Genomic DNA, 11379 nt, shown 5'->3' with positions numbered 1-11379 from the left:
ACGAAAAGCCAGCAGCTACTGTTTTGGAAACCGCTGTCGCAGAAGAAAAAGAAACCCCGATTTCTGAAGCTGTGGTTGAGGAAGTTTCCGAAATTTCCTTGGTCGAAGAAGTAACGGCTGCGCCTGTTGTCGAAGAAATTCCCGAACCGGAACCAACGCCCGAACCTATAGCTGTTCCCGCATTTGAAACGCGCAGTGAAGCGCCAAAACAAATTAGTTTCGCCGATTTATTGGGTAGCGATTATACCGAACCTATTTTCGATAAAGTTTCAGATGCCGTTCCTGTAATTGAGGAAACTCAAAGTAAAGAGCCCGCTTCCGCAGAAGTTATAGAGGAATCTGAAGAAGAAATTATTCTTGAAACACGGATTGAAGCTGAGGATGTAGTTGAAAGGATTGAAACGCCTTTTGATTTGCCCATTGAAGAAGTAAAAACTCCTGCGGTTGACTTATCGTTTGAACCGACTTTCACTGCAGCAACCGAAGTGGAGGAAACTAATTCGGTTTCCTTTGAAACGCAGCCCGAAAATGGGTTGCGCAGTTTTCAGTTTGGCCTAAACGACCGAATCGGATTTGAACGCAATCTTTTCGGTGGAAGCGCAGAAGACATGAATCGTGTTGTTTCTCAGCTCAGCACATTTAATTCTTACGAAGAAGCCGCTGAATTTATTGACGAAATGGTGCGTCCTGATTACAATAATTGGAATGGAAAGGATGAATATGTAGAGCGATTTTTAGACATCATAAAAAGACGCTTTTCGTAATAATGACGGGTAAATTATTTGTTGTTCCAACGCCGATTGGAAATCTGGGCGACATGACCTACCGAGCTGTTGAGGTGCTAAAAGCAGCCGATTTAATTTTGGCGGAAGACACCCGAAATAGCGGGAAATTACTCAAACACTTCGAGATTTCCTCGCCTATGTCGAGTTATCACATGCACAACGAGCATCAAACCGTAAATGGTTTGGTTCAAAAACTGCAAAACGGAAATGTACTTGCTTTAATTAGTGATGCAGGAACTCCGGCAATTTCAGATCCGGGATTTTTATTGGTTCGTGCATGCGTGGAGAACGGCATACCAGTCGAAACCTTACCGGGTGCAACGGCTTTTGTTCCTGCGTTGGTGAACAGCGGCTTTCCATCAGATCGATTCGTTTTCGAAGGATTTCTCCCCGAAAAAAAAGGGCGGCAAACGCGTTTACTTGAACTCGCCGAAGAGGTACGAACGGTAGTTTTGTATGTTTCTCCTCATAAATTGTTGAAGACTTTAGAGGAAATAAAAACGTATTTTGGTGAAGATCGACAAGTTAGTTGCAGTCGGGAACTTTCGAAGTTACACGAGGAAAACGTTCGCGGAACCGCAATTGAATTGATCGCTCATTTTTCTGCGAAAGCGATAAAAGGAGAATTCGTGGTGTGCATCGCAGGAAAGCTGCGCAAATAATTTTAATTCAGGGAACTTTTTTCAACTGAAATCAATCTTTTTTACGGAAAAGCCGTAATTCCATATCCGAAAAAGCATTTACATTCGTTAGCTCTATTCCATACAGAAAACTTATGCGCTGGAAATTAAAACCACTACCCGAACTTCACGAAATACAAGCCCTTCAGGATGCCGGAATAAAAAGCGAAATCTTAGCAAGCTTGTTTTTGCAACGAAATATTCGCGATTTTGAGGCTGCTCGCGATTTTTGCAATCCGGATTTAAGTGCGCTTCACGATCCGTATTTAATGCGCGATATGGACGTTGCCGTGAATCGTGTTTTGCAAGCACTTAATCAAAACGAACGCATTTTGGTTTTTGGTGATTACGATGTAGATGGAACTACGGCCGTTTCGTTGATGTACACCTATTTAGCAACAAAAACAACTTCGGTATCTCATTACATACCCGATCGTTACACCGAAGGTTATGGCGTTTCGAAACGCGGAATCGACTTTGCCGCCGATAACGACTTTACTTTGATCATTGCGCTTGATTGTGGAATTAAATCGGTTGAGCTAGTGGCGTATGCAAAAACACTTGGAATTGATTTTATCATTTGCGATCATCATTTACCCGGTGCCATTATTCCCGAAGCAGTAGCCGTTTTAGATCCGAAGCGAGCCGATTGCGCGTATCCGTACAAAGAGCTCTGCGGCTGTGGCGTTGGTTTTAAGCTGGTTCAGGCCGTAGAACGCAAACTGGAAAACAACACTGATTTTGTTTGGAGTTTGCTCGATTTTGTAGCTATTGCAATAGCGGCAGACATAGTTCCGTTGACGGGCGAAAATCGGATTCTGGCGCATTTTGGCTTGGAGTTGATAAATCGAGATTGCCGCGTTGGATTAAAAGCTTTGAAGCAGAAATCGAAAAAGAAAGTTCTCGATTTGGAAGATTTGGTTTTTGTGTTTGCGCCACGAATCAATGCAGCGGGACGTATTAATCTCGGACGTGACGCGGTAGAATTGATGATTGAAACCAACGAGCAAGTAGCACAATCTTTTGCCGACGCGATAGAATCGTACAATGAAACGCGACGTGAATTTGATCAACAAACGACGGTAGAAGCTTTGGAACAGATACGTAAAAGCAAAGAGGAAGAGGCGCCCGCTACAGTCGTTTTCGACGCACATTGGAACAAGGGCGTAATCGGGATCGTGGCTTCGCGGCTGATTGAAACGCATTACCGACCCACTTTGGTTTTCACTAAAAGTAACGGAGTTTACGCCGCGTCGGGAAGATCGGTTGCGGGATTTGATTTGTACCAAGCTTTAGAAGCCTGCCAGCATCACTTGGTGCAATTTGGCGGACACACTTTTGCCGCAGGAATGACGATTTTACCGGAAAACTATACCGAATTTAAAAAAGCCTTTAATGCAGTAGTTCAGGAATTGCGTGCGCCGGAAACGCTCGAGCCTGAAATCGAAATCGACATGGAAATCGACATCCAACGTGTGTCGGATAACCTAGTTGCTAATTACAGCAGGCTTGGGCCTTTTGGACCCGCACACATGAAACCTGTTTTTTTAAGCAAAAATGTACGAATTGCTGCCTCGGCGCGAACAGTTGGCAAAGATAAATCGCATTTAAGTTTTGAATTGGAACTCGACGATCAGCGAAAAATTACGGCGATAGCTTTTAAGCAAGGGTCTAGAGTTGACGAGGCTTCGGGTAGTGTTGATGTTGTGTACACGATTAACTATAACGAATTTCGCGACGTCAGAAAGCTTCAATTAATTGTGATTGACTTTCGAAAATCGGGTTAACTCATTGCTGCAATCGGGTTACAGTAATCAAAGGATTTGTATTGAATCAGTTGCTAACGAATCTCGGATCGGTATCCATCTGTGTGCCACATACAGAACAGGTTCTTAAATCTTCGTTGGCATAAAATGCTTTGAAATGCGGAAGGAAATCGGTTTCGATATTTTTCAGCTCAAAATAAACTTCGTGAAGTTTGTGATTACAATTTTCGCAATACCAAAGCAAACCATCAGTAAAACCTTGATTGTCGCGTTTTCTCTCGATAACCAAACCTACCGAATTAGCCGAACGAACGGGTGAATGTGGAGTTTTCGCAGGATGTAAATACACATCTCCCGGACCAAGTTTTTTAATTTCTAAACCGTTTTCTGTTTGAATTTTTAATTCAATTGTGCCTTCAAGTTGAAAGAAGAACTCTTCGGTTTCGTTATAGTGGAAATCTTTTCGAGCGTTCGGACCACCTACAATCATGATGATGTAATCGCCCGATTCTACAAAAATTTGTTTGTTGCCAACGGGTGGTTTTAGGAGTTCTTTATTTTTGGAAATCCACTGAAAGAGGTTAAATGGTTCTTCCATCTATTTGACAATTGCGAACTTTTGTGGATTGATTATAGAAGGCAAACCGCCAAACTCCTTTCCGTTAACAATGACTCCTTTTACGACGACATTTTTGTCTTTCAGTTTGTTGTAATCAATTTTTAATCGAATAAGCATTTTCTCACTAACGACTACACTAAAAATATTGTTCGGAAATGCTGCGTCGATATTGAGAGTAATCAAATTCGTTTCGGTGGATTTTCGAACGCCAACTACTTTTCCTTTTACGAATTTGTCTTTGCCGATAAAATTGGTAATTACTTTCGTAGAAATTGTGTCCTGCGCGAAGGTTTCCGCGAAAGCGAAGAAAGCCAAAAGAACAAGAAGCTTTTTCATTATTTTCCTTCTTTAATCAGGTAAATATAAACGGGAAAGTGGTCGCTATAACCGATTTCGTTTGCAGAATGGCGCAGCGGATATCCTTTGTACTGACCGTCGGTTTGAATTAAATACGACTTATTAAAAATCCCCGCTTTCCAATACTTGAACGAGCTGTAATCACCTTTTACCAATCCTTCAGAAACCATAATCTGGTCGAAAATATCGCCACTATCACGGTAAAAAAGTGTTGCGTGTCCTTCTTTAGCCATTTGTTCGAATGGGTTGTAGATGTCGCCTTCTTTCACTTCATCTTTCTTCAATTTAGCGCCAATTCCAAGCTTAATTGATTTGTTGTACGAGCCGTCGTTGTAATCGCCCATGGTAATTATTTTCGCTTTGGGATTAATTTTAAAGAGCGAATCCATGATTTTGCGATTCAATTTTCCAGCCGCTTCTCTAAACGGACTACTTTTTTTCTCACCTCCCGAACGCGACGGCCAGTGATTTACTAAAACATGAATTTCTTCGCCATCGAGTAAGCCAGTAACTAATAAAATGTCTCGGGTGTACACGCGGTCGTCGGTAGCTACTTCAATTTTATCGTCAGAAACTTCTTCGTCCTCTTTCTTTTCCTTAACTTTTTGATTGTTTCTGTAAATTAGGAGTGGAATATTCTTGTAGCTGGTAGGCTTAAAATGCTTTTTTTGGTAGAGCAACGCCACATCGATTCCGCGTTTATCCGGCGAATCGTAATGAACGATACCGTAATTACCCGGCAGCAGTTTCGGTTGTTTCACTAAATCTTCGAGTACGCCGCGATTTTCAATTTCCACACCACCAATAAGTACCGGCATTTCTTTTTGCTGATCTGAAGTTCCGATTTCAGACAAAACACGCGACAGATTTGTTAATTTTTTCTTATATTTCTTCGATGTCCAGTTCTGAGCACCGTTAGGCAACCATTCTTCATCATTATTTGGATTGTTGATGGTGTCGAATAAATTTTCGAAGTTGTAAAACGCAACGGTATGCACATAATACTTTTTAGCCTGTGAAAACGAGGCTTGAATTGCAAAAAAAAGAACAATTATGGCATTCCATTTAGAAATTCGCATAAGTAGAATATTAAATTAATATGAAGAATCGATTTAAAGTCGGTCACAAAAGTAGATAATATTAATTAATGTTATACTTTTGTACCCGTTAAGAAAAAATTAATCTTGACATTTTATTAACTTTTATATTTATATGAAGAGACTCGTAATCAGTACACTACTTGTTTTGCAGGTTTTGGTAGGTTGGGCACAGACCGAATCTAAGGTAACCGGACTTGTAGTTGATTCTAAAACCAAACAGCCTTTACAAGGCGTAGTTGTTAGCGTTGAAAACTCTGCTCTAACAACATTTACAAATGAACTTGGGCAATTTACGATTGATAAGGCGCCGGTGGGAAGCCAGATTGTAAGTGTAGTTAGCGCCGGATTTAACAGACAACTTTTGAATGTTAAAATTGAAGAAGGGCAAACGCTTGATTTGGGAACAATTGTTTTAGCAGAAGACCAAACCGAGGAACAGCAATTAGCTTTAATTACTATTGTAGAAAACGATTTGGGCGACGACAATTCTGGTTCTGAAAACACGGCGGGACTTTTGCAAGCTACTCGCGACGTTTACCAGCAAGCAGCGGCTTTCAACTGGGGTCAGGCGCGTTTTAGAATCCGTGGTCTCGATAACGAATACGGAACAACGATGATTAACGGTGTTGTAATGAATAAAATCCTCGATGGTCGCCCGCAATGGGGTAACTGGGGTGGATTAAACGACGCAACACGTAACCAGGAGTTTACATTTGGTACGGCTCCGTCGGATTATACCTTTGGAGGAATATTAGGTACACAGGAAATTAATACACGTGCGTCGATTTACCGTCCAGGTTCTCGTGTTTCGTTCGCTGGAACAAACACTAATTACACGTACCGTATTATGGGAACCCATGCTTCGGGTATGAACAAAGATGGTTGGGCTTATGTGATTTCTGCTGGTCGTCGTTGGGCAACTGAAGGTTATTTTGAAGGAACAGATTACGATGCAAACTCTTTATTTGCCTCAGTAGAAAAGAAATTAGGAGAGAGCCATAGTTTAAACTTTACTGCGATTTACGCACAAAATAAGCGTGGAAGAAACTCCGCAAATACGCAAGAAGTTACAGACTTAGCGGGGGTTAAATACAACTCTTGGTGGGGTTATCAGGAAGGTGAGCGCAGAAATAGCCGCATTCGTGAAGTGGAAGAGCCTGTTTTTATGTTGAGCCATTACTGGAAAATTAACGATAAAAACAAGTTGAATACTAATGTAATGCATCAGTTTGGTAAGATTGGAAACTCTCGTATCGATGCTGCTGAACAAGCTACAGGTATTGATGCCAACGGTAATAGCATTGGATTTTTATGGGAACCAACTTATTACAGAAACTTACCAAGCTATTATACTTCACTGTGGAATTTAGATGACTATACTGATTTCCAGGGTGATGACCCAGCAAACGTTGCTTTAGCTAATCAAGCTCGACAAACATTTTTAAACAACCGTCAGATAAATTGGGACGCCATTTATCGTGCGAACCGTAGTAGCGTAGACGGTAGAAGTAATTATATTCTTTACGAAGATCGTACCGACGATAAATTATGGGTAGCTAACTCTATTTTGAGTTCACAATTATCAGATAACATAGCGCTAAACGCTGGAGTTTCATACAGAACATTGCGTTCCGAAAATTTCCAAAACGTACTTGACCTTTTAGGAGGAACGTACTTCGCAGATTATGACTTCTTCTTCACAGGAGATGCAGCACAACCCGATTTGAACAATCCGAACCGTAATGTAGGTGTGGGAGATCGCTATGGTTACAACTACATTCTTCGTGCAAACACACTAGATGCATTCACACAATTCCGATTCAATTATAGAAAAGTAGATTTCTATCTAGCGCAATCGTTTACAGCTACAAACTACCAAAGAGAAGGACTTTACAGAAACGGGATTTATCCAAACAATTCTTTCGGAAAAAGCGAAAATGTCGATTTTGAAAACTTTGCTTTCAAAGGAGGATTCACTTGGAAATTGACAGGAAGAAATTTCATCAACTTCAATGGTGCATATTTAACGAAAGCGCCAACTATGAGAAATACGTTTTTTAATGCTCGTTTAAATAATAACGTGGTTGATAACATTCAAAGCGAAAGTGTTTCCAGTATGGATTTGAGCTATATTCTAAGAACACCAACGTTCAAACTTAAACTTACCGGATTCCTTACTCGAGTAAGAAATGCTACTACTAACACGTTCTTCTTCGCTGATGCTGTATTGGATGAAGGAGGAGCGGATGGTGCAGAATCGGCATTCGTTGCACAAACAATGACCGCTGTAGCTAGAAGAAATATGGGTGTTGAATTTGGTTCGGAATATCAAATAACGTCAACTTTGAAAGCAACTGTTGCTGCGTCTTATGGCGAATACATCTTCGACAGTAATCCGAATCTGTTCTTAAACAGCGATTCTACTGCGGCTGAAAACGCCGATATCCTGACTCCGGTTTCATCGAGAGGTCAAGCATTATTGAAGAATTACCGTCAACCAGGTATGCCACAACAGGCATATAGCTTTGGTTTAGAATACCGCGATCCGAAATTTTGGTGGATTGGTGCGAATGTAAACTACTTAGCAGATACATACATTGATATTGCGCCTTTATTGAGAACGAATGATTTTGTTACAAATTTTCAAGATCCGTTTAATTTGCCATTTCCCGAAGCTACTCCAGAGCGTACGCGAGAATTGTTAAAGCAGGAAAAATTCGATCCATACACTTTAGTAAACCTTACAGGTGGTAAATCTTGGAGAATTAAAGGCAACACTTTCGGTTTTTTTGCATCTGTAAATAACGTGTTTGATGTAACGTACAAAACAGGTGGATTTGAGCAACCGAGAAACTCAAACTTCCGTTTATTGAATCAAGACGTATCAAGCGGAACGCCTGCTTTCGGGAACCGTTATTTTTATGGTTTTGGAAGAACATATTTCATAAATTTATACATAAACTTTTAAGTAGTCACAGATATGAAAACAGCATTTAAATTTTTAGCATTCGCTGGATTAAGCATTCTGGCAGGCGCTTGTACACAAGAAGATGACACTTCAATTCCAGATATCACTCCGGTGGTAGCTTTTGAAGACTTTTTGCATTCAGCAGACAATACATTACTAACTATTGATGGTTGGCAAAACGTTGCAACAGCTGGAACTGTTTTATGGAAACAACAAATTTATCAAGGTAATGGCTATGCGGAATTTAGCCCATTCCAATCGACTGATGCGAGTACAATCGGTTGGTTAATAAGCCCAGAGATTGATTTAGATAAGCAAGAAGGTGAGATTTTGAGATTTCAAAGTTCACAAAGTTATGTTTCATCGACACAGAATAAGTTGGAGGTTTTTTACTCTACAAATTACGACGGCACCAACATTGCCGCTGCTACTTGGACGCCTATCGTAGCGAATTTACCTACTCCAGACGCTACATTCTTTGAGTTTCAAGATTCAGGGGAAATAAGCTTGAATGATGTAACTGGTAAAGTACGTATAGCTTTTAAATATACCGGTTCAGGTTCAAACAGTGCTTTGGACGGTTCATACCAGATTGATTCGTTTAGAGTTTACTACAACAAATAATACTAAAGAAAATGAGATTACTAAAATATATAACGCTTGGTTTGTTTGCTGCAACAGTCAGTAGCTGCGTGAATGACGATTTTGCCGAGCCCTCTACTGACTGTGCAGACAATATTTTGACGGTGACTAAAACTGTTCAGGAAATTATTAATCAAGTGCCTCCGGTAGTTGATCCTGCTTTCCCATATACGGGAGACGATGTTATTGAAGCCTACGTAGTTTCAAGCGATGAAGGTGGAAACTTCTACAAAAGTATTTCGCTACAAACTAAACCAGCTACAGGGCAGCAGCCAGTTGCATTTAGCGTACCTGTAGATATCGTTGGTGCTTTCACTAATTATCCGGTGGGTATGAAAGTGTACATCAAAATGAAAGACCAGTACACCGACATTTACAACGGCTCAATGCGTATCGGAAGTGCTTTCCAATTAGACTCTGGAGCTTTTGCGGTAGGACGAATTTCGATGTTTAATGTAGGAAAAGTAGTTGTGAAATCGTGTACCTTAGCTCCGGAAAGTGAACTAGTTCGTACACTAACAATACCTCAAGCATTAAATGATGCTAATTTAAATACATTAATTGAGCTCGACGGTGTGCAATTTGTTGATGAGGTGGTGGGTAGATCTCTCTATGAAGCTGCGAACGACTTAGGCGGTGCTACTAATCATCTTCTTCAAGATCGTAATAACAACAGAATTATTTTCAGAACATCAAGTTTTGCTTCTTTTGCAGGCGATATTGCCACTCAAAATAGTGGAAAAGTTCGTGGTATTTTAACAAAATTCGGTAGTGACTACCAATTTTTAGCTCGTACAACACGCGATATTATGTTAGACCAACCACGACTAACGGTTGATTTAGCGCCAACATTAGTTGGAAGTCAATTGAATTTTGTGAACACTTTAAATGAAAATTTCGAGTCGTACACTAGCACTTCACCAGCAAACCGTTCCTTCCCTGCGTATGTTAATGATCCATTCACAGGATCAAGATACTGGGAAGTTAGAACTTTTGGAGGAAACAAGTACATCCAAATGTCTTCTTTTGGAGGAACGCCAGAAGATAATAGAACTCTATTTTACGTACCGGTTAATTTTGGTACTGCAAATACATTCTCTTTCCAGTCTAAAGCTGGTTTTACGAACGGCGCAGTGTTAAAAGTTTACTACATAACAGCAGAGAATTATACTCCTGGTGCGATTGTGAACAATAGTAATTTGGTAGATATTACTTCGAGCTTTACTATTTCCGCTGGTTTGTCAAGTGGCTATCCAGCTAATTTTACCAATAGCGGTAGCTACGCAATACCCGCTTCACTTACAGGTAATGGTTATTTTGTATTCGAATACGTTGGTAGCGGTTTAGCGGGTCTAACAACAACTATGCAGATAGATAATATTGTTATAAACTAAGATAATTGTTTATTTCATTTTAAAAGCCACTCTTTCAATAGAGTGGCTTTTTTGTATATTTTTTTCGAGAAAGTGACGATGGAGTTTTTTTACACTTCCCGTAACAGACTGCGACGGTAGAGAAGTACAAAGTTATATGAAAGACTTCTTAAATATTGGAGTGTTAATGTTTGGCTGATTCTGTTTAAAGACGCAGAAATTATAGGGTAAGGAGCAGTTTCATTCTTTTACGTTACAGGTTACTGTGGTAATAAAAGAGCAATGTTTGCTAGTATATTGATTATGTCGCTATTTTACTACCATCAGACACATTAAATACTTGTTATTGTTATTTTGTGCTTGTCTTCCTCTCATTGGATTAGCAGTCGGAGTTGCATTAATTGTCATAGGCCTCAAAAGAGATAAAATTATGCTTGCTATAGGCCTTTTCGGGGTGACTTTTTCAATTGTTATTTTTTTCATTTTGTTTCACATAATGGAGGGGAGAAATGCAAGTGCTTCGAAAAGCACGGAACTAAAAGTCAATTTTATGCGATTAATTATTTTAAGGAAACTACCTTCGATATACACCAATTTAAGGCTCGATTTAATAAGTATCGCAACAGACTTTCCTATCTAAATCAAGTGAATAAAAATAGCTGATTTTAGAGACCCGCTCTATACTTTCTATAAAATGGGAGACAAAACAACCGAAAATCTTATTTATTTAAAAACGGAGGATTATTTTAAACTATTTTCAGTTGGTTTTGACCGAAAAGTTGGGACGGCAGATCATATTTATTAAGACGAATGCGTTTTTCGATCTCGTATTTCTATAAAATACCACAAGCAGCTATTCAACTTTTAATGGTTTGGTAAATGATAGAATTGTTTAAGAATAATTAAGTTATTCTTTCAATAATATTCATCGCCAAATTGATTCGCGGAGCACATCATCGAATGTGTGAGAGCTCAAATAATAGTATAAGCGAATGATGTGATAGACGCTCATTCCAACAGCAAGACCTATTGTTAGTTTTCTATTTCTAAAAAAGTGGTAATATAATTTATCTACCTGTGCTTTATTCA

Annotated in this window: 8 protein-coding genes and 1 pseudogene; 6 read left to right on the top strand and 3 right to left on the bottom strand. The window is 39.7% G+C overall.

Annotated elements, in window-relative coordinates:
* The 3 genes and pseudogenes from ACOVQQ_RS10270 to recJ all read left to right on the top strand — a co-directional run.
* Nucleotides 1-764: pseudogene (locus ACOVQQ_RS10270) on the top strand (hypothetical protein); the annotation flags it as partial.
* Between the two features lie 2 nt (nucleotides 765-766).
* On the top strand, nucleotides 767-1447 hold the full coding sequence (rsmI, locus tag ACOVQQ_RS10265) for a 16S rRNA (cytidine(1402)-2'-O)-methyltransferase (protein ID WP_421818118.1): 681 nt from the start codon (nucleotides 767-769) through the stop codon (nucleotides 1445-1447).
* A 113-nt stretch (nucleotides 1448-1560) separates the two neighbouring features.
* Nucleotides 1561-3252, top strand: coding sequence for a single-stranded-DNA-specific exonuclease RecJ (recJ, locus tag ACOVQQ_RS10260; RefSeq protein WP_421818117.1), 1692 nt, complete (start codon nucleotides 1561-1563; stop codon nucleotides 3250-3252).
* Nucleotides 3253-3298: 46 nt separating this feature from the next.
* Here recJ and ACOVQQ_RS10255 read toward each other — a convergent pair whose 3' ends face one another.
* From ACOVQQ_RS10255 to ACOVQQ_RS10245, 3 genes are read right to left on the bottom strand one after another with little or no spacing between them, the layout of a single operon-like run.
* Nucleotides 3299-3829, bottom strand: coding sequence for a 3-hydroxyanthranilate 3,4-dioxygenase (locus tag ACOVQQ_RS10255; protein ID WP_421818116.1), 531 nt, complete (start codon nucleotides 3827-3829; stop codon nucleotides 3299-3301).
* A complete protein-coding gene (locus ACOVQQ_RS10250) occupies nucleotides 3830-4186 on the bottom strand; it encodes a hypothetical protein (protein WP_421818115.1) in 357 nt (118 codons plus the stop codon).
* Nucleotides 4186-5286 (bottom strand): endonuclease/exonuclease/phosphatase family protein, encoded by a 1101-nt coding sequence (locus ACOVQQ_RS10245; protein ID WP_421818114.1) that lies wholly within the window; start codon nucleotides 5284-5286, stop codon nucleotides 4186-4188. The genes ACOVQQ_RS10250 and ACOVQQ_RS10245 overlap by 1 nt, the downstream gene beginning before the upstream one ends.
* 133 nt (nucleotides 5287-5419) lie before the next feature.
* Here ACOVQQ_RS10245 and ACOVQQ_RS10240 point away from each other — a divergent pair, with 133 nt between their 5' ends.
* From ACOVQQ_RS10240 to ACOVQQ_RS10230, 3 genes are read left to right on the top strand one after another with little or no spacing between them, the layout of a single operon-like run.
* Nucleotides 5420-8275: a carboxypeptidase-like regulatory domain-containing protein gene (locus tag ACOVQQ_RS10240; protein WP_421818113.1), complete on the top strand. Its 2856-nt coding sequence runs from the start codon at nucleotides 5420-5422 to the stop codon at nucleotides 8273-8275.
* A 12-nt stretch (nucleotides 8276-8287) separates the two neighbouring features.
* Nucleotides 8288-8899: a choice-of-anchor J domain-containing protein gene (locus ACOVQQ_RS10235; RefSeq protein WP_421818112.1), complete on the top strand. Its 612-nt coding sequence runs from the start codon at nucleotides 8288-8290 to the stop codon at nucleotides 8897-8899.
* A gap of 11 nt (nucleotides 8900-8910) precedes the next feature.
* A complete protein-coding gene (locus ACOVQQ_RS10230) occupies nucleotides 8911-10311 on the top strand; it encodes a DUF5689 domain-containing protein (protein WP_421818111.1) in 1401 nt (466 codons plus the stop codon).
* Nucleotides 10312-11379 lie beyond the last annotated feature (1068 nt).

The sequence above is a fragment of the Flavobacterium sp. genome (assembly GCF_049240005.1).
Taxonomy (GTDB): domain Bacteria; phylum Bacteroidota; class Bacteroidia; order Flavobacteriales; family Flavobacteriaceae; genus Flavobacterium.
The sequence above is the reverse complement of the archived record's forward strand: the minus strand, read 5'-3'. Positions and strand labels throughout refer to the sequence as shown.